The organism is Rhizobium sp. BK650, from assembly GCF_014195325.1.
Classification (GTDB): Bacteria; Pseudomonadota; Alphaproteobacteria; order Rhizobiales; family Rhizobiaceae; genus Rhizobium.
In genome coordinates, this window is the sequence record NZ_JACIBK010000007.1 from 190,760 (window position 1) to 208,813 (window position 18,054).

General features: G+C 59.2%; 17 protein-coding genes. 7 read left to right on the forward strand and 10 right to left on the reverse strand.

Annotation, left to right across the window (positions count from 1 at the left end; genetic code table 11):
• Position 1: 1 nt before the first annotated feature.
• Complete coding sequence (accB, locus tag FHX15_RS18495) at positions 2-478, reverse strand: acetyl-CoA carboxylase biotin carboxyl carrier protein (RefSeq protein WP_184399647.1); 477 nt, start codon at positions 476-478, stop codon at positions 2-4.
• A gap of 21 nt (positions 479-499) precedes the next feature.
• Positions 500-937, reverse strand: a complete 438-nt coding sequence (gene aroQ, locus FHX15_RS18500; RefSeq protein ID WP_184399649.1) for a type II 3-dehydroquinate dehydratase — start codon at positions 935-937, stop codon at positions 500-502.
• Between the two features lie 320 nt (positions 938-1,257).
• Here aroQ and FHX15_RS18505 point away from each other — a divergent pair, with 320 nt between their 5' ends.
• Positions 1,258-1,926: a response regulator gene (locus FHX15_RS18505; protein ID WP_184399651.1), complete on the forward strand. Its 669-nt coding sequence runs from the start codon at positions 1,258-1,260 to the stop codon at positions 1,924-1,926.
• Positions 1,916-3,316 carry a sensor histidine kinase gene (locus tag FHX15_RS18510; protein ID WP_184399653.1) on the forward strand — a complete coding sequence of 467 codons (1,401 nt, stop codon included), beginning with the start codon at positions 1,916-1,918 and terminating at the stop codon, positions 3,314-3,316. The genes FHX15_RS18505 and FHX15_RS18510 overlap by 11 nt, the downstream gene beginning before the upstream one ends.
• A 99-nt stretch (positions 3,317-3,415) precedes the next feature.
• On the opposite strand, the gene FHX15_RS18515 is transcribed toward FHX15_RS18510, so the two are convergent.
• From FHX15_RS18515 to FHX15_RS18530, 4 genes are all read right to left on the reverse strand, one after another.
• Positions 3,416-4,297, reverse strand: coding sequence for an ABC transporter permease (locus FHX15_RS18515; RefSeq protein WP_184399654.1), 882 nt, complete (start codon positions 4,295-4,297; stop codon positions 3,416-3,418).
• A gap of 12 nt (positions 4,298-4,309) precedes the next feature.
• On the reverse strand, positions 4,310-5,128 hold the full coding sequence (locus tag FHX15_RS18520) for an ABC transporter ATP-binding protein (RefSeq protein ID WP_184399656.1): 819 nt from the start codon (positions 5,126-5,128) through the stop codon (positions 4,310-4,312).
• A gap of 94 nt (positions 5,129-5,222) precedes the next feature.
• Positions 5,223-6,236: an ABC transporter substrate-binding protein gene (locus FHX15_RS18525; protein ID WP_184399658.1), complete on the reverse strand. Its 1,014-nt coding sequence runs from the start codon at positions 6,234-6,236 to the stop codon at positions 5,223-5,225.
• 289 nt (positions 6,237-6,525) lie between these two features.
• On the reverse strand, positions 6,526-7,284 hold the full coding sequence (locus FHX15_RS18530; protein WP_184399660.1) for a DsbA family protein: 759 nt from the start codon (positions 7,282-7,284) through the stop codon (positions 6,526-6,528).
• A 206-nt stretch (positions 7,285-7,490) separates the two neighbouring features.
• On the opposite strand from FHX15_RS18530, the gene FHX15_RS18535 reads away from it, so the two are divergent.
• Complete coding sequence (locus FHX15_RS18535; protein WP_184399662.1) at positions 7,491-8,648, forward strand: pyridoxal phosphate-dependent aminotransferase; 1,158 nt, start codon at positions 7,491-7,493, stop codon at positions 8,646-8,648.
• Between the two features lie 7 nt (positions 8,649-8,655).
• Here the strand turns inward: FHX15_RS18535 and FHX15_RS18540 are convergent, their stop codons facing one another.
• Together FHX15_RS18540 and FHX15_RS18545 are read right to left on the reverse strand one after the other, a co-directional pair.
• Complete coding sequence (locus FHX15_RS18540) at positions 8,656-9,447, reverse strand: aldolase (RefSeq protein ID WP_184399664.1); 792 nt, start codon at positions 9,445-9,447, stop codon at positions 8,656-8,658.
• 22 nt (positions 9,448-9,469) lie between these two features.
• Positions 9,470-10,171, reverse strand: a complete 702-nt coding sequence (locus tag FHX15_RS18545) for a haloacid dehalogenase type II (protein WP_184399666.1) — start codon at positions 10,169-10,171, stop codon at positions 9,470-9,472.
• Between the two features lie 87 nt (positions 10,172-10,258).
• On the opposite strand from FHX15_RS18545, the gene FHX15_RS18550 reads away from it, so the two are divergent.
• Complete coding sequence (locus tag FHX15_RS18550) at positions 10,259-11,110, forward strand: LysR substrate-binding domain-containing protein (protein WP_184399668.1); 852 nt, start codon at positions 10,259-10,261, stop codon at positions 11,108-11,110.
• On the opposite strand, the gene FHX15_RS18555 is transcribed toward FHX15_RS18550, so the two are convergent.
• Both FHX15_RS18555 and phaC read right to left on the reverse strand, forming a co-directional pair.
• Positions 11,107-12,444: a DUF2778 domain-containing protein gene (locus FHX15_RS18555; RefSeq protein WP_184399670.1), complete on the reverse strand. Its 1,338-nt coding sequence runs from the start codon at positions 12,442-12,444 to the stop codon at positions 11,107-11,109. The genes FHX15_RS18550 and FHX15_RS18555 overlap by 4 nt on opposite strands.
• A 290-nt stretch (positions 12,445-12,734) precedes the next feature.
• Positions 12,735-14,564: a class I poly(R)-hydroxyalkanoic acid synthase gene (phaC, locus tag FHX15_RS18560; protein WP_184399672.1), complete on the reverse strand. Its 1,830-nt coding sequence runs from the start codon at positions 14,562-14,564 to the stop codon at positions 12,735-12,737.
• A gap of 148 nt (positions 14,565-14,712) precedes the next feature.
• On the opposite strand from phaC, the gene FHX15_RS18565 reads away from it, so the two are divergent.
• From FHX15_RS18565 to FHX15_RS18575, 3 genes are all read left to right on the forward strand, one after another.
• A complete protein-coding gene (locus tag FHX15_RS18565; protein ID WP_184399674.1) occupies positions 14,713-15,135 on the forward strand; it encodes a hypothetical protein in 423 nt (140 codons plus the stop codon).
• A 221-nt stretch (positions 15,136-15,356) separates the two neighbouring features.
• Positions 15,357-16,574: an LL-diaminopimelate aminotransferase gene (locus FHX15_RS18570; protein ID WP_132651371.1), complete on the forward strand. Its 1,218-nt coding sequence runs from the start codon at positions 15,357-15,359 to the stop codon at positions 16,572-16,574.
• A gap of 65 nt (positions 16,575-16,639) precedes the next feature.
• Positions 16,640-17,965 carry a homoserine dehydrogenase gene (locus FHX15_RS18575; RefSeq protein WP_184399676.1) on the forward strand — a complete coding sequence of 442 codons (1,326 nt, stop codon included), beginning with the start codon at positions 16,640-16,642 and terminating at the stop codon, positions 17,963-17,965.
• Positions 17,966-18,054: the final 89 nt, after the last annotated feature.

Here is an 18,054-nt window from a genome sequence, read left to right on the forward strand (position 1 = left end):
CTTATTCGATGACGACGAGCGGCTGGCCGTATTCGACGGGCGAGCCGTCTTCGACGAGGATTTCCGTGACCTTGCCGGACTTCGGCGAGGGGATCTGGTTCATCGTCTTCATCGCTTCGATGATGAGCAGCGTCTGTCCTTCCTTAACCGTGGCGCCGAGTTCGATGAACGCCCGCGCGCCCGGGGCCGGAGCCATATAGGCGGTGCCGACCATCGGCGCGTTCACCGTATTCGCCGGGTTGCGGCCTGTCGCAGCGGGAGCAGCGGCGGCCGCTACCGGGGCTGCTGCAGCTGCAGCCGGCGCTGCATAGGCAGGCGCTGCGATCGGCGCCTGGATAAACTGGGTGGTGCCTGCGCGCGAAACGCGGATACGCAGATCTTCCTGCTCGACTTCGATCTCGGTCAGATCCGTGTCCTTGAGGATATTTGCGAGATCGCGGATCAGTGCCTGATCGATACCGGATTTCTTTTCAGCCATGAGTGTTGCCCTGTCTTCTTCTTATGCCGTGATGTTCTTCAGCGCGTGGAGCGCCAGGATGTAGCTGTGAGGCCCGAAGCCGCAGATTACGCCCTTGCACGCCGGCGCGATCATCGACTTGTGACGAAATTCTTCCCGCGCATGCACGTTGGATATGTGCAGCTCGATGACGGGAATGGAAATGGCGCGGATCGCATCGTGCAGCGCGACCGACGTATGCGTATAGGCGCCCGCATTGATGGCAACGCCGACGGCCTTTTCATCCGCCTCATGGAACCAGTCCACCAGCGTACCTTCGTGATTGCTCTGGCGGAAATCGATGTCGAACCCGAGTTCGCGGCCTGCAGCCTTGCAGTCCGCCTCAATGTCCTTGAGCGTCTTGCCGCCATAGATGCTAGGTTCTCGCTTGCCCAGCATATTCAGGTTGGGCCCGTTAAGGACAAAAATCGTTTGCGTCATCGAATGTTCCGTTTGGCGCACCGGCTCTTGATCCTCTCCGGATCAGGCAACCGTTACGCGGTTCACTGTATTCATCGCGTCCTGTGCAGCCTTTCGGCGGCAAAGGCACTGGAATGCGCGAGCGCCACCTATAGACTCCACGCGGGCTTATTGAAAGCCCTTACAGAATCGGCAGGGGACGTCGCGCCACATTTGTCCACATGGCTGAAACGCTGCGATTCAGGCGAATTGATGGGCACTCGCCGAAGCGGTCGTGCACGCGGTTCGAACAGCGACGCTCCGCGCTTCAGCGCACCGCTTCCGCGTGCTAAGGAGAACGGATGAGACTGCTCGTGGTGGAGGACAATAGGGATCTTGCGGCCTGGCTGGGTAAAGCCCTGCGGCAGGCACAGTATGCGATCGATCTCGCTCATGACGGCGAGGACGCCGAGCATATGCTGAAGGTGGCTGAATACTCCGCGATGATCCTCGATCTTTCGCTGCCGAAGCTTGACGGGCTGACGCTGTTGAAAAGGCTGAGGCAATCAGGCAGCAAGTTGCCGGTCATTATCCTGACGGCGAATGCGAGCCTGGACGGCCGTGTCAGTGGTTTGGACAGCGGCGCTGACGACTACCTCGCAAAGCCTTTCGAGATTGCGGAGCTCGAAGCAAGGATCCGTGCGGTCGTACGCCGCGGGCAGGACCGGGCATCGTCCGAGATCGTCATCGGCGATCTACTTTTCTCGGGAGGTGCGCGGCAGTTTTTTCTCGCCGGCGAGCTTTTGCAATTGACGCCGCGAGAGTATGGCGTCCTTGAACAGCTTGTCATGAAGGCAGGCACCACCGTTTCCAAAGCCGCTTTGTCCGAAAGCGTGTTTGGTTTCGACGACGAGGCCGACCCGAGCGCCATTGAGATATATGTCCATAGGCTTCGGAAAAAGCTTGAAGGGAGCTCGGTTCAGATCGCGACTTTGCGCGGGCTTGGTTACTTGCTCAGACATGTCCAGTAGCTTGCTCCAGAAGGTCGGCGCGACCGTTGTTAAACTCAGCAAAAGTCTTCGGGTGCAGCTGCTCTGCTGGATTCTGCTTACCTTGTTCGGGGCAATTGGTTTCAATCTCTACAACAGCTTCTGGACGGCGGATGCGACGGCAAAGCTCGTGACAGATCGAACGCTCCTGGCGTCAGCCCGCGCGATTGCCGAGGCTGTCCGGGTCGACGAGGGTGGTAACACTCAGGTGGATGTACCACCTGCTGCGCTCGAAATGTTCGATACCGGCTTTGGCGACCGTGTCTTCTATCAGGTCATAACGCCATGGGGCAGCCTGGTGAGCGGCTTTCCCGACATGCCGTTGCCAGCTGTCCAGCGTGTCGGCGAGGATCGAATATTCCGCGGCGCCAGCGTCCGTATTATGATGCTCGACCATCCGGTCGTCGGCCTGCCGGGCGATGGCGCAATCTCTGTTACCGTCGCGGTAACGCACAACAGCCAGTACGCCATGCGACGGCAGCTCTGGCTTTCGGATTTTTTCAAACAGTTCATCCTCGTCTTCGTGGCGAGCCTCGTCACCATCATCGGTCTTCAAAGGGGGCTTGCCCCAGCCCTCAGGTTGAGGGACGCGGTGCGCGAACGCGGCCGCAATCGCCTCGATCCCCTGCCGCCCGAGATGGTTCAGACCGAGCTCCAACCACTGGTCCACGCGCTGAACGATCATATGGAGCGCGTCCAGAACCAGATGGCGGCGCAACGCCGCTTCGTGTCGAATGCCGCTCATCAGCTGCGTACACCTCTCGCGCTGATTTCGACGCAGGCAAGCGTTGCCGCGCGTGAGAAGGATGCCGATCGCCGTGATGAGGCGCTTGTCGCCCTGCGCGATAGCACCAGGCAGATTTCGCGCCTTGCAAGCCAGCTTCTAACCTTGTCGCGCGCTGAGCCAGGAAGCCGCCGGCCGCGGGCTGACGCGATCGATTTGAGCAGGGCGGCTCGCGAAATCCTCGAGGTGCATGCCGAGCAGGCGCTCAGGCGCGACATCGATGTCGGCCTCGAAGCAGACGGTCCTGTTGTCGTGGAAGGCGATGGGACTATGTTGCGCGAAATGCTGGTCAACCTCATCGACAACGCGATCCGGTATACCCTTCCGAATGGTCGGGTTACCGTTGCGGTGAGACGGGCGGACGGGCAGGCCATCGTCACGGTCGAGGACAACGGACCGGGCATCCCGGAGGCGGAGCGCGCGCAGGTCTTCGAGCGGTTCTATCGGATCATCGGGACAGAAGCCGAGGGGAGCGGCCTCGGTCTTTCGATCGTTCGAGAAGTTGTCGATGGTGCTGGTGGCAATGTCACCCTCTCAGAAGTCGAGGGCGGCGGCCTCGTCGTTACCGTACGACTCCCGATCAAATGAAGCCAAGCCTGAAAGCCAACCTCGTCAGAAATGAAAGAAGGCCGCGCAACCACTAGCCCGGCCTTCGCTTCGATCCGTCTTGGGAGGACGACGATCGTCTTACTGCGTATCAAGGTGCTGTTGCGGGCGCCATTTCGCAAGGCGGTTCTCGATGAGCGTCATGATGAACTCGGCACAGAGTGTGACGACCATGACGAGCAGGATCGCCGCGAACATGCCGGCGGCGTCGAACGTGCCCTTGGCGATTGAGATCAGCTGGCCGATGCCGAAGCGGGCACCAACGAATTCACCGACGATCGCGCCGATGATGGCGAAACCGAAGGAGACATGCAGGCTCGCAAAGATCCAGCTCATTGCCGAGGGAATGACGACCGTGCGCGTGACCTGCCAGTCCGAAGCGCCGAGAATACGTGCATTGGCGATCATGTTGCGGTCGGCTTCTCGCACGCCCTGGAAGGCGTTCGCAAAGACGACGAAGAAGACCATGATGAAGGCGAGCGCCACCTTGGACGGCAGGCCGAGGCCCATGATCATGATGAAGATCGGCGCAAGCACGACGCGCGGGATCGAGTTGATGGCTTTGATGTAGACGGAGAAGATATCCGACAGGAAACGGTTGCGGCCGAGGCCGATGCCGACGAAGACGCCGGTGATCGAACCCGCAAAGAAGCCGATCAGCGCCTCTTCCATCGTCACCCAGAGGTTATACCAGAGCGACCCTTCGGTAGTGCCTTCCGTCGCCCATTCGTAAAGGCGTTGAAGCACGCCGCTCGGGCTGGAGTAAAAGAACGGGTCGATCCACTGCATGTTGGAAGAGAGCTCCCACATGCCGATGACGAAGACGAGGATAGCGATCTGCCAGAAGCGCACGAGTATGTTGCGCCGGCGTATCGCCTTCATTGCGGAGGCTTCGATCTCGGCATCCGAGGTGCCCGGGCGAAACAGGGTGGCCGAACCGCCCTCGAAAGTCGTGTGTGCCATGATTTCCTCCCGTCAGGCCGCTTCGCTCGCGCGGCGGTAGCTGGTTTCGACCTCTTCGCGCAGGTCCTCCCAAATCGTCTTGCAGTAGTCGATGAAGCTCTGCTCGTAGCGGATCTCCGAGACGACGCGCGGACGGGGAAGAGCGATCGGGTAGACAGACTTGACCGTGGCGGGGCCAGCGGTGAGCACATAAACCTTGTCAGCAAGCGCCACGGCTTCTTCGAGGTCGTGGGTGACGAAGACGACGGAGGCCTTGCGTTCGGCCCACAGCTTCAACAGTTCTTCATGCATGACCGTGCGGGTCTGGACGTCGAGCGCCGAGAAGGGCTCGTCCATCAGCAGGATTTCCGGCTCGTTGATGAAGGTCTGCGCCAGCGAGACGCGCTTGCGCATGCCGCCCGACAGCTGATGGGGGTAGTGATGGAGGAACTTCGAAAGACCGACGCGGGCGAGCCAGTCACGGGCGCTTTTTTCAGCCTCGGTGCGCGACTTGCCGCGAAACAACGGGCCGGCCATGACGTTCTCGATGACGTTCTTCCAGGGGAAGAGCGCGTCGGTCTGGAAGGCAAAGCCGACACGTGGGTCGATGCCGGTGATCGGTCCACCCATCAGGCGAACTTCGCCGGCCGAGGGGCGGGCGAGGCCCGTCACGAGGTTGAGCGTCGTCGATTTGCCACAGCCGGTCGGGCCGACGACGGCGACGAACTCGCCGCGGGCAACCGTCATGTTGAAATCACGCAAGGCCGTCAGCGACTTGCCGGTCGGCGAGACGAAACGACGGCTGACATTGATCAACTCGATCGCCGGAATCTGGTTATTGTCCTGTTGCATGGTGAAACCTGAGGCGTGCTTTCAGGGCGTGCACGCGATGCCCATGATCGAACGGACGCCGCTTCCGATCTGAGTCGGAAGCGGCGCGACGGCCTTACTTGACGTTTTTGACGAATTCCGTCGTATAGGTCTTGGAAAGGTCGATCTTCTTGCCCTTGACGTTCTTGGAGAATTCCGAGAGCACGGCAAGCACGGTCTTGGGACCGTCTTCCGGCATGACGCCATCTGGCGTGAACATGCCCTTGCCTTCGTCGAGAGCCTTGATGTAGCCGTCCTTGTCACCGACGTAAAAATCTTTCGGCATCTTGTCGGCAATATCGGCGGCAGAATGCGTGTTGATGTATTTCAGCGTCTTGACGAAGGCGTTGGCGAGTTTCTGGGCTTCGTCCTTATGCACGTCGACCCAGGCAGTTTCCATGTAGAGCGAGGCAGCCGGATAGGTGCCGCCGAGTGCCTTGCGAGTTGCTTCCACTGTGCGCATGTCGACGAGAACGCTTGCCTCGCCGGTCTTGACTAGGCGCGAGATCGTCGGCTCGGTCGTCATGCCGGCCTGGATCTGGTCCTGTTGCATCGCTGCGATGAAGGTACCGCCGGCGCCCACCGGAACGGTGACGACGTCGCCCGGCTGCAGGCCGGCCTTGGACGCCATGAAGAGGGTGAGGAAGTTGGTGGACGAGCCGAGACCGGTGACGCCGAGGGCCTTGCCCTTGAAATCGGCCGGCGACTTGATCTCCGGATGCTTGCTCGAAACCATCTCGACTTCGCCCGGTGCCTGGCTGAACTGGACGATGGATTCGACGAACTTGCCCTTGGCCTGCAGGTCAACGCAATGGTCGTAGAAGCCGACGACGCCTTGGACGGCGCCGGCCAGAAGCTGGTTTTCGGCATCGACGCCGGCCGCTTCGTTCAGCAGCTCGACGTCGAGCCCTTCGTCCTTGAAGTAGCCGAGCGATTCTGCGAGCTTGGCAGGCAGGTATATCTGCTTCTCATAGCCGCCGACCATGATGGTGATCTTGTCGGCTGCGTTTGCACTGCTCGCAACAAAGGATGACGCGGCAAGAAGAGCGGAAAAAGCGACGGTGTGAAAAAGGCTGCGTGAAGAACGCATTGAAATCTCCTCCTTATAGTCCAAATGCATCGTCGTCTCGTCACCTTGACCGTGTCTCCTCCACGATGCTGTCCTTTTCTATGAGGTTGAAGCTTTCAACTAGCTTTCAGGCGATTACTTGTCTGCCCCCAACTGAGCCGTCGACCGAACACCTCGGCCAGCTGAGACAAGCCAAGGTATTTCGCCCGCAGAACGTGAGTTCCGCGCAATAACGTTCGAGAGGTCATAAGTACGAATCGAATTGGGTCACCGGGCGCCAGAAGTTTCAGGCTCCGCGCCAATCAGGTGGTTAGCAGCTCGTCTTGCCGCAGGCCCGCATGTTCTTTACCTTCTCTTCGAGATCGTCGAGACCAACGGCGCCCGGCACCATTTCGTTGCCGATCACATAGGACGGTGTACCGCTGATACCGAGATTGGCTGCAAGCTGATAGGTCGCCTGGACAATGTCATCGTTCGGGCTCTTTTTCATCTCGGCGCGGATCTTATCTTCGCTGACGCCGAGAGAAGAGGCAACCTGTATTGCGGTGTCTTCGGAGGCGCGGCCATCGCTGCCGAGCAGCGCTACGTGGAAATCGCCGTATTTTTCCGGCGCAAGCCGGCGGAAAGCATCCGCCACGCGGTGCGCGGCGACTGAATCCGGACCGAGGATCGGGAATTCCTTCAGCACGAAGCGTACATTCTTGTCCTGCTTCAACAGCGTCTGCATGTCAGGCAGGGCGTGACGGCAATAGGTACAGTTATAATCGAAGAATTCGACGACGGTGACGTCGCCCTTGGGATTGCCGAGCGACACGTCATTCTTGGAATCGAAGATGCCGTCATTGTTGTTCTCGATCGCCATAGTGGCCTTCACCTGCTGGGCCATTTGCTGCTTCTTCTGCAGTGCGTCCTGGACGTCGAGCATGATCTCCGGATTTTCGATCAGGTACTGTTTGATGAATTCTCCCAGTTCCTTCTTCTGCTGGTCGTCGAATGCAAACGCCTGAGCCGGAAGGACGATGGAAGCTGCAAGCGCCAGCACGGTGAGCGTTTTGGAGAAGAAGGTCATGGTATCCTCGTCGTCGGCCGATGGGTTTTCGAAGCGGAAAATACCATCGCCGGGTTAATGGGCTGGGATGCGTCGCATCAAAGTACGGCGCGTCGGGCCGCCATCAAACAGGAATTTTCCTCCGATCTGAGCCCTCGCGGGATTGTGATGAGCCGATTATTGCGGCAATTGTCTGGCCGTTAGTTTGAGCCAGGCAGGAAGTGATCGTGTTTTCCATCTCGAAACGCAGTGAAGTCGAACCATTCCACGCCATGGATGTTTTGGCTGAAGCGACGAAACGACGGGCAACCGGTCACCCCGTCATTTCCATGGCCGTCGGCCAACCCTCGCATCCTGCACCTCAAGCAGCCCTTGAAGCCGCCCGCGCAGCACTCGTCGCAGGACGGCTGGGTTATACGGATGCACTCGGCACAGCGCAGCTCAAACAAGCGCTCGCCCGGCACTATCATGATCGCCACGGTCTTGTGATTGATCCTGCGCGTATCGCTATAACGACTGGCTCGTCGGCGGCGTTCAATCTCGCCTTTCTGTCACTTTTCGATGCTGGAGATGCGGTTGCGATCGCCCGGCCGGGCTACCCCGCCTACCGCAACATCCTCGGTGCGCTTGGTCTTAATGTCGTGGAAGTGCCGGTCACATCAGAAACGCATTTCACGTTGACGCCAGAAAGCCTCGAAACGATACAAGCGGAAAAGGGTGTCAAGCTGAAGGGCGTGCTCCTTGCAAGCCCTGCAAACCCGACCGGTACTGTGACCGGCCGCGAAGGTCTGAAAGCGCTTGCAGCCTATTGCGACGCCAACGACATCGCCTTCATTTCGGATGAGATCTATCACGGCCTGACTTTTGCCGGGGAAGAGACGAGCGCGCTGGAGCTGACGGACCAGGCAATCGTTATCAACTCCTTCTCCAAATATTATTGCATGACCGGCTGGCGCATCGGCTGGATGGTGCTGCCCGAGCGGCTGGTGCGCCCGATCGAGCGCGTCGCCCAGAGCCTCTATATCTCACCGCCGGAACTTTCGCAGATCGCCGCCACCGCCGCTCTCGGTGCAAGCGACGAGCTCGATGGCGTCAAGGCAAGTTATGCCGCCAACCGTGAACTGCTCCTCGGCCGCCTGCCGAAGATCGGCCTTGCGACCGCCTCGCCCATGGACGGCGCATTTTACGCTTACGTGGATGTTTCGCGCTTCACCAATGACAGCATGGATTTCGCACGGCGGATGCTGGTCGAGATCAATGTCGCCGCCACCCCCGGCCTCGATTTCGACCCGGTCGAAGGACCGCGCACCCTGCGCATGTCCTATGCTGGCTCGGAGGCCGAGATCGCCGAGGCGCTGGAGCGCATGGGCGGCTGGCTGAAATAGCCGGAATTTAGTTCCGATATTCCGGCGCTTGCCGGTCGAGAACGCGCCTGACGCTTTCGAGATGCCGTCGCGCACTTTCCGGATCGCCTTCACGCATCTGCCTCGCCGCCTGTTCGGCGATATCGGTCGGCACGGGGATCAGCGGCCGCCCGGTGCTCATCGCCTTGAGCTGAACCTCTGCGGCACGCTCCAGATAGTAGAGGTCGTCCCAGGCTTCGGCGATATTTGGTGCGCAGACCATGACGCCATGGTTCTTCATGAACAGGATGTCCTTGTCGCCGAGCACGGCGGCAATCCTGTCGCCTTCGCGTTCATCGAGCGCCAGTCCGTTATAGTTCTCGTCGACAGCGACGCGGCCGTAAAATTTCAGCGCCGTCTGTCCGGCCCAGACGAAGGGATCACCCTCGACCATGCTGAGCGCTGTGGCATTTGGCATGTGCGTATGGAAGGCAGCACCGACCCGCGGCGACATCTTGTGCAGGCGGGCATGGATGAAGAAAGCGGTTGCTTCCGGCACACCATCTCCGGCGACGACATTACCTTCGAAATCGCAGATCAGCAGCGACGAGGCGGTGGCCTCCTGAAAGGCCCAGCCAAGCCTGTTGACCAGGAAGAGATCGGGATGGCCTGGCACGACGGCGGAGAAATGATTGCAGATACCCTCCTCGAGCCCAAGCTGCGCCGCCATTCTAAGGCACGCCGCCAGATCGACACGCGCCTGCCAGATTTCTTCCGTATTGAGCGGCAGATTACGCAATATCGCCGGCTGCCCCTTCGCCAGGTTCAGTTCATGAGCCATGTCTTGTCTCCAATCGCATCAATTACATCCAGCCGTTTGCGACAAATAGGCCAGGGACCTTGTCGAGCGTCGGCACGATCTCGTTCGGGCGGTAATCGCTGAGCGGCTTCCGTCCCGTGCCCCGATCGACCCAGATCGTACGAAAACCGAGTTCGCGCGCCGCGGCAAGGTCAAGATGCGGGCTGGCGCAGATATGCACGAGATCATCGATTCCGATACCGAGCGTCTTCCAGGCATGCCGAAAGATCTGCGGCGATGGTTTGTAGGCCTCGGCTTGTTCCGCTGTGATTACCCGGTCAACGAAGCCGTCGAGTTGAGCAACATTGCCCCCAATGATCGCGTCGTCCGTATTAGAAATAATGGCAATGCGGAAACCAGCAGCTTTCAGCCTGCCGAGCGTTTCAACGACTTCTGGAAAGGGAGGCATGCGGCCGATCGAGGATGTCAAAAGATCGGCGTCAGCGGGATCGAACGGCAACCCGAACTCCTTCATGGCCAGCTCGAGCGCAAGCGCCGTCACTTGTTTGAATGATCGGTGTGGTTTCTGCTCTTCCAGTTGGTGCTCATGACGATCATAGGCGGCGATGAAGGCGGCCTGGTCGATATCGCGACCTTTGGGCGACAGGATCGCATCCATGGCCGCAAGCAGCCCTTCATCCCATTGGATCAGCGTGCCGTAGCAATCGAAGGTCAGCCATGTCGGCCGGTTTCCGGAAAGTGTCATCTCTGGTCTCCATGATTTGCCGCATGTTGACAAAGATCAGGGTCATTGAGAAATTAAATGTCAAAATCATCATCAGTGGGAAATCGAATGAGCTTCGCCTTCGACCTCGATCTTCTTCGCACTTTTGCAGCCGTGATCGACGCCGGCGGCTTTACGCGTGCGGCAGAGCGCATTCACCTGACGCAGTCCACCGTCAGCCAGCAGATCAAGAAGCTCGAGGTCAATATCGGGCACAACCTGCTTCTGCGGGACAAGTCGACGGGTGGCATCCAGACCACGGAGGAGGGCGAAGTTTTCTTGAGCTATGCACGACGTCTATTGGCAACGGCAGAAGAGGCGATGGACGTCATGCGAAGGCCCTCTGCACCCAAGACGGTCAGACTTGGTGTTCCCGAGGACTTCGCCGGCCGCAGGCTCATCGATCTTCTCTCCGGTTTTTCCGCGGCTTCACCGCATATAAGGCTCGATACCGTCAGCGGATGGAGCGCCGAGCTTCGCCGTCTCCTTGACGCAGGCGAAATCGACCTGGCGCTGATCAAGCGGGAACCGGGCGATGGCGCCTGTCTGGTGAGCTGGAAGGAAGATCTGGTCTGGGTCGAGAGCATGAGCCGGCCGGTCAAGGATGAGACAGTGCCGCTCGCGGTTTTTCCTGTTGGATGCATCTATCGGGAACGGGCGATCCGTTTCATCGAGCGCAGCGGTCGGCGCTGGCGCATTGCCTATACAAGCCAGGGGTTGATGGGCGTGCAGGCTGCGGTCGCTTCCGGTCTCGGCATCAGCCTGCTGCCGTCAGACGCCGTTCTGCCTGAACATCGTCAGCTTGGAGCGGAAGACGGCTTCGATCCGCAGCCGGCCTCAGAACTTGCACTCGTCAAAGGAAAGTTGCGCCTCTCAACCGAGAGCCGGTCGCTTGCCGATTTCCTCTCCGCCAATCTTTAGGTGCGCGAGGAGAAGAGCGAAGCGAGTGTCGAAGCCGGCTTGTTGTTCATCCGCGGCACGACGACGAGCTGTCTTATGTCGCCGCGTTGATAGGCGGCGAGAAAGCGCTTGTAATCCTTGAAAGATATGCAGCCGTTGGAATCGCCGTTCCGGCCGAGCATATAGGTATGCGCCAGCAGACCGACGCGGTTGAAGATCGCACCCGAACCTTGCACCGGCGTCAGGCGAATGGCTGCCACCCCATGGAAAAGGGCTTCGCGCATTGTCAGGTTATAAGTATGTGGCGGCGTCGGTCCGCGCATCTTCTGATCAATATAGCGCGGGTTGTCGCGCATCTTACCAAGACCGGAATGGGCCTCCAGCCGCTCGCCGTTCGGCAGGTAGACCGTAGCTCTTTCAATGTCGTATATCGCGACCCCGGCGCGCAGGCGCGGCGAGAAGACGGGTTTGTCGTAGCGCTGCACTGCGTCGTCTTGATCATCTTCGATCGGCGAATTCGGCTTGGCGTAGGCGAGCACCGGTTCGGCGACGCGCGGCGTACCCTTGGTGGCCTGAGCCGGTTTGCCGACGAGGCCATCGGGCCGCGCCATCGGCAGCGGGACGGAATCTTCATTGGGTGCAAGAACCAGATCGAAAGGCTGTGGATCACCGTCCGCCTCGGCGACTTCCAGCTCTGCCGGCTTGTCGGCGGCAGCACGATTGACCGGCGTCGGCTCGACGGGAGCAGGCATCACGCGGGGCCCGGCTTCGGCACGGGCGATCATAGCCGGCATTTCGGCAGCAGCAACGGTTTCTTTCGACGGAATGATGATCCGATCGGCATCCTCGTCGTTGGACGCAGCAGAAGCGATTTCGACGACGGGTGCCGGCGCCGTGACTGCATCTTCCTTGTCGAGACGCGGATTGTCGGAGACGACAACCGGCTGAAGTTGCGCAACGGCAACAGGAAGGCGATTGATTTTCGCAAGTGCCAATTCTGCATTGGAGGCCGCAGATGTCTTTTCGGCGTGCGACTGGATCAACTGTGCCGTCAAAGGCACAACAGGCTTGGCATCGAATGCCGCAAGGCGTGAGGCCTTGTTCACGTGGATGAGGCGTTCACGCGCAACTGCAGAACGGGCTGCCTTTGGCGCAGTCGTAACTTGAGCGATCTCCTTTTGTGAGGAGAATGGCATCGACACGGATTGCATTGTTGCAACGGTGCCGATAAGCCACGTGGAAGTCAAAAGTCCGGCGATTGCGATGCCGGTGAGAAAACCGCGAGATCTGCCCGAACGAACAGCGGATCCGCCAAAAGGGGCGACGTTATTGAACGTCCCTACTGCAAACGCCATACTCTACTCGTCTTCCAAAACTCGCTGTGCAGGCCGGCAACACTGACTACTGATTTAGGCCGGAGCCGCTAACTGCCCAAAAAGGCCGAATTTTGGCCTTACCGCGACATGCGACCTTTCTTAAGGATGACGAACTATGGTTTCCAATTGGTTTACAGGCACGGTGTTCAGCTTCGATTGTCGCGTAAAGAGCCGTAATATTTTAGGAAGGGCTATTTTTCAAAGGCGTTCAGTTGCTCGCTATCGCCGCCTGATGGGAGAAAATTCGATCGCCAAGAGTTTTTCCGAGGTCAGCTTCGAGCCATCACATAACTGCCGGGAGCTTCTTCGATGGCATTGAGCGATGCGCCGCCGGGCTTGCGGGCCGCAACGCGTTCATCGGCCTGCGCTTCGATCCAGGCATGCCAGTGCGGCCACCAGGAACCTGACGTTTCCTTGGCTTTGGCAAGCCACGCATCATAATCACCCTTGGCAGGACCGCCGGTCCAGAACTGGTACTTGTGCTTGTCGGGAGGGTTGACGACGCCGGCAATATGGCCCGACCCGGCAACGACGAACTGCACCTTCCCGCCGAAGAACTGGCTGCCGAGGAAGACCGACTTTGCCGGCGCAATATGATCTTCGCGCGTCGCCAGATTGTAGATCGGAATTTTGATGTCCTTCAGAGATACCGTCTTGCCATCAAGAACCATCTCATCCTTGGTCAGTGCATTCCTGAGATAGCAGTTGCGCAGGTAGAAGGCATGGTTGGCAGCCGCCATCCGCGTCGAATCGGCATTCCAGAACAAGAGGTCGAAGGGCAGGGGTTCCTGACCCTTCAGGTAGTTGTTGACGAAATAGGGCCAGATGAGTTCGCTCGCCCTCAGCATATTGAAGGCGGTCGACATGCGCGAGCCGTCGAGATAGCCGAGTTCCTGCATATGTGCTTCCAGCGCCTGGAGTTGCTCCTCATCGACAAAGACCTTTAGGTCGCCGGCATGGGTGAAATCGACCTGCGTGGTAAAAAGCGTCGCGCTCTTGATGCGCTTGTTCTTTTCCTTGGCATGCAGCGCCAACGTGGCGGCAAGCAGCGTACCGCCGACGCAATAGCCGATGGCGTTGACGTCCTTTTCACCGGTCGCTTTCTCCACGGTCTCCAGCGCGAAATCGATGCCTTCCCTTGCGTACGCTGTCCAGTCTTTCAGCGCATGGCGGCTATCCGGATTGACCCAAGATATGACAAAGACGGTATGCCCTTTGTCCACACACCATTTGATGAAGGATTTCTGTGGATTGAGGTCGAGGATGTAGAATTTGTTGATCCATGGCGGGCAAATCAGCAACGGCCGTTTGAGCACGGTTTCCGTCGATGCTTCGTACTGGATGATCTGGCAGATCTCGTTCTGGGCGATCACCTTGCCTGGCGTCAGAGCCATGTCGCGGCCGACGGCAAATTTGGTCATGTCGGTCTGGCGCAGCCGCAGTTCGCCGTGCCCGACGATAATATCCTCGGTCAGCATCTTCATGCCGCGCACAAGGTTTTCGCCGCTGGTCGCAATCGTCTCGCGGTAGACCTGCGGATTGGTGACCACGAAATTTGTCGGTGAGAGAGCTGCCGTTATCTGCTTCACATAGAAGCCGGCCTTGTGCTTCGTGTGTTCGTCCAGCCCTTCTGTCTCGGTAACCAGCTTTTCAGCCCAGTCGGCAGTAACGAAATAGACTTGCTTCAAAAAATCGAAGAAGGGGTTCTTCTGCCAGTCCTCATCGGCGAAACGCTTGTCCTTGCGCTCGATCTCCTGTTCGGCCGTCTCGCCCTGCATGCGCTGCACCGATCGCATCCAGATGCCGAAGAACGAGGTCATCAGCTGCGTCTGCGCCTCGAAGGTGCGGCGCGGATCGGAGATCCAGAATTCCGTGACCTTCGAGAGTGTCTTCAGCATGTCGGCGACCGGTTCAACGACCGTGTCGGAGATTTCGCCGCGCTCGCGTGGGGCCAACCATGCCGAAGCAGCCTTGCCGAGATTTTCCAGCGCACGGGCCAAATTGAGCGCCATGGCCTCGGGATCCTTCAGCATATAGGGATCGAGATCCTTGGCGTCGAAATCCAGCTTGGCACCATTCTCCCGCTTGCTGTCGGTCACGCATTTCCTCCGGCGGCAGTACCCATTGTTTGTTCGTTGTACATCTGCCGCGATGAAGAAAACAAGTTCCGTGGGCCGGCTCTCATGCTATTGCTTTGTCGCTGCGACGAATTTAACAGTCGAAGCAGGCAGGATTGGATCATCAGGCATGACGACGACAGGCATTGGGCATATCGCGACCTTCACCCGCACCGCAGCAATCTGCGCGGCGGCCGCGGCCATCGCCTTTACGCTCGCCGGATGCAACAAGACGGCCGAGGAGAAGAAGGCCTTCGCCCAACGCATGGCAGCGCCGACCGCAGTTGTTATGCCAGCGTCCAAGGGCGAACCCGTCGAAGGTGGTCTCAACAAGGCGCCGGATGGATATCCGACGTTCGGCGCTCCGCTGACCGCCGCCAATGTGCAGATGAACGACGAACAGGCGGCCGAACTGCAACATCAGTTGACCGCCCTTGGTGCCAAGCGCCAAACGGGCGCCATTACGGAAGCGGAGTATCAACGCCGCGTTGCCGAGATGCGGAAGCTGGCTGCCGAACACGGGGCACAAACGCTCTCCGAAATCTCCAAATAAGCCTTGCCTTTAAGGCGATTTGGACGCAAAGCCTTCCGGATAGATCGGAAGGTGCAATTTTCCCGATAATGCGCTTCATGCGCGGCTTCTCCGTCAAAGATTTGCCGCGCAGTAAGTTGAAGAGGAATACGGCGCTGCGAGTCTGAAGCTCGTATCGCAGATGCCGGGAGACGGAACGAGCTTCGACAGCGGCCGGGTGCCGCATTTCCATGGGGAAAGAGATGGAAGAGTTTCACAAAGTCCGGCGTTTGCCGCCTTACGTTTTCGAACAGGTCAACCGTTTGAAAGCGAGCGCGCGAGCGGGCGGGGCCGATATCATCGATCTCGGCATGGGAAACCCCGACCTTCCGACCCCTCAGGCGATCGTCGACAAGCTTTGCGAAGTCGTCCAGGATCCGCGCACGCACCGCTACTCGTCGTCTAAGGGCATTCCCGGTCTGCGCCGCGCTCAGGCTGCTTACTACGCCCGCCGATTCGGCGTGAAGCTCAATCCCGATACGCAGGTGGTCGCCACTCTGGGCTCCAAGGAAGGCTTTGCCAACATGGCGCAGGCGATCACCGCGCCAGGTGACGTCATCCTCTGCCCGAACCCCACCTATCCGATCCATGCCTTCGGCTTCCTGATGGCCGGCGGCGTGATCCGCTCCATGTCGGTCGAGCCGGACGAGAGCTTCTTCCCGCCGCTCGAACGCGCCGTGCGCCACTCGATACCGAAGCCTCTGGCGCTGATTCTGAACTACCCGTCGAACCCGACGGCCTTCGTGGCAACTCTCGACTTCTACAAGGAAGTCGTGGCCTTCGCGAAGAAGCACGACATCATCGTGCTTTCGGATCTTGCCTATTCGGAAATCTATTTCGATGGGGAGCCGCCACCGTCGGTTCTGCAGGTTCCGGGCGCGATGGATGTGACGGTCGAGTTCACCTCCATGTCCAAGACTTTCTCCATGCCTGGCTGGCGCATGGGCTTTGCGGTTGGCAACGAGCGGCTGATCGCGGCGCTGACGCGTGTGAAGTCCTATCTCGATTATGGCGCCTTCACGCCGATCCAGGTTGCGGCGACCCATGCTCTTAACGGTGACGGCTCCGACATTGCTGAAGTGCGCAACGTCTATAAGCGGCGCCGGGACGTCATGGTCGAAAGCTTCGGCAAGGCCGGTTTCGAAGTGCCGCCGCCGGCCGCCACTATGTTTGCCTGGGCGAAGATTCCGGAAAAGTTCCGTCATCTCGGCTCGCTGGAATTCTCGAAGCTCCTGGTCGAGAAGGCTGACGTCGCCGTTGCCCCCGGTATTGGCTTTGGTGAACAGGGCGACGACTACGTTCGCCTGGCGCTTGTCGAGAACGAGCACCGCATCCGCCAGGCTGCGCGCAACATCAAGAAGTTCATGTCGACGGCAGATGAGACGATGCACAACGTCATCTCGCTCAACGCCCACCGTTAATTCCAACCTTGAAGACAGCCGCAGCAGCTGCGGCTGTCTGTCATCAGACGTTTCAGGATCGATCCATGGCAGATGCCCTCAAAATCGGCATTGCGGGCTTGGGTACCGTTGGTGCCTCGCTTGTTCGCATCATCAAGCAGAAAAGCAACGAACTTGCAGTGACCTGCGGCCGTCCGATTACGATTACGGCAGTTTCGGCGCGCGACCGCGCGAAGGACCGTGGCATCGATCTGGCTGGCATCACCTGGTACGAGCGTCCGGAAGAACTGGCCGAAAAAGCCGATATCGACGTGTTCGTCGAGCTGATCGGCGGTGCCGAAGGTGCTGCAAATAGGGCCGTTCGCACTGCTCTTGCTCGGGGTCTCCATGTGGTGACCGCCAATAAAGCTCTGCTTGCCTATCACGGTGTCGAGTTTGCGACGATTGCAGAGGAGAAGGGCTCGCTTCTGAACTTCGAAGCGGCCGTTGCCGGTGGCATCCCCGTCATCAAGGCGCTGCGTGAATCGCTGACGGGCAACACGATCTCGCGCGTCTACGGCATCATGAACGGCACCTGCAACTACATCCTTACCAAGATGGAGAAGGAAGGGCTGTCCTTTGCCGATTGCCTCAAGGAAGCCCAGCGCCTCGGTTATGCCGAAGCCGATCCGGCTTTCGACATCGAAGGCAATGACACCGCCCATAAGCTGTCGATCCTGACGACGCTTGCCTTCGGCAACAGAATTGCCGCCGACGATATCTATCTCGAGGGCATTACCAACATTTCGATCGAGGATATCCGTGCCGCCGCCGATCTCGGCTACCGCATCAAGCTGCTCGGCGTTGCCCAGCGCACGGAGACCGGTATTGAACAGCGCGTTCACCCGACCATGGTGCCTGTCGATTCCGTCATCGCTCAGGTCGATGGCGTCACGAACGCGGTCGCGATCGAATCCGATATTCTCGGTGAACTCCTGATGGTCGGCCCCGGCGCCGGCGGCAACGCCACGGCATCCTCCGTGCTTGGCGATATCGCCGACATCGCCAAGAGCCAGCCGGGCGCCCAGCGTGTTCCCGCCCTCGGCCATCCGGCGAAGTCGCTGGAGCCTTATCGCAAGGCGCAGATCCAGAGCCACGAGGGCGGCTATTTCATCCGCCTGACCGTTCTCGACCGCACCGGCGTTTTCGCGAGTGTCGCGACACGCATGGCGGAAAACCACATTTCGCTGGAATCGATCGTCCAGCGGTCCAAGCAGCATCTGGCGCCCTCGCATCATCAGACGATCATCCTTGTTACCCATGCGACGATGGAGGATTCGGTGCGCAAAGCAGTCGCTGCAATCAAGGAAGAAGGCTACCTCGTCGGAGAACCTCAGGTGATTCGTATAGAGCGTCCAAAGGAAGAATCCTGACTCGTTGCGCGAGTTTGTGATGGTTCAACCCGTCCGGGGACACTCGGGCGGGTTTTTTGTTATTAATCAAAGCTTTTCGCCGAATCTAT

Bases quoted from the DNA above. Each gene is read 5' to 3' on its own strand.
- accB (WP_184399647.1), bottom strand. From the start codon at position 478: ATGGCTGAAAAGAAATCCGGTATCGATCAGGCACTGATCCGCGATCTC.
- aroQ (WP_184399649.1), bottom strand. From the start codon at position 937: ATGACGCAAACGATTTTTGTCCTTAACGGGCCCAACCTGAATATGCTG.
- FHX15_RS18505 (WP_184399651.1), top strand. From the start codon at position 1,258: ATGAGACTGCTCGTGGTGGAGGACAATAGGGATCTTGCGGCCTGGCTG.
- FHX15_RS18510 (WP_184399653.1), top strand. From the start codon at position 1,916: ATGTCCAGTAGCTTGCTCCAGAAGGTCGGCGCGACCGTTGTTAAACTC.
- FHX15_RS18515 (WP_184399654.1), bottom strand. From the start codon at position 4,297: ATGGCACACACGACTTTCGAGGGCGGTTCGGCCACCCTGTTTCGCCCG.
- FHX15_RS18520 (WP_184399656.1), bottom strand. From the start codon at position 5,128: ATGCAACAGGACAATAACCAGATTCCGGCGATCGAGTTGATCAATGTC.
- FHX15_RS18525 (WP_184399658.1), bottom strand. From the start codon at position 6,236: ATGCGTTCTTCACGCAGCCTTTTTCACACCGTCGCTTTTTCCGCTCTT.
- FHX15_RS18530 (WP_184399660.1), bottom strand. From the start codon at position 7,284: ATGACCTTCTTCTCCAAAACGCTCACCGTGCTGGCGCTTGCAGCTTCC.
- FHX15_RS18540 (WP_184399664.1), bottom strand. From the start codon at position 9,447: ATGGCTCATGAACTGAACCTGGCGAAGGGGCAGCCGGCGATATTGCGT.
- FHX15_RS18545 (WP_184399666.1), bottom strand. From the start codon at position 10,171: ATGACACTTTCCGGAAACCGGCCGACATGGCTGACCTTCGATTGCTAC.
- FHX15_RS18550 (WP_184399668.1), top strand. From the start codon at position 10,259: ATGAGCTTCGCCTTCGACCTCGATCTTCTTCGCACTTTTGCAGCCGTG.
- FHX15_RS18555 (WP_184399670.1), bottom strand. From the start codon at position 12,444: ATGGCGTTTGCAGTAGGGACGTTCAATAACGTCGCCCCTTTTGGCGGA.
- FHX15_RS18565 (WP_184399674.1), top strand. From the start codon at position 14,713: ATGACGACGACAGGCATTGGGCATATCGCGACCTTCACCCGCACCGCA.
- FHX15_RS18570 (WP_132651371.1), top strand. From the start codon at position 15,357: ATGGAAGAGTTTCACAAAGTCCGGCGTTTGCCGCCTTACGTTTTCGAA.
- FHX15_RS18575 (WP_184399676.1), top strand. From the start codon at position 16,640: ATGGCAGATGCCCTCAAAATCGGCATTGCGGGCTTGGGTACCGTTGGT.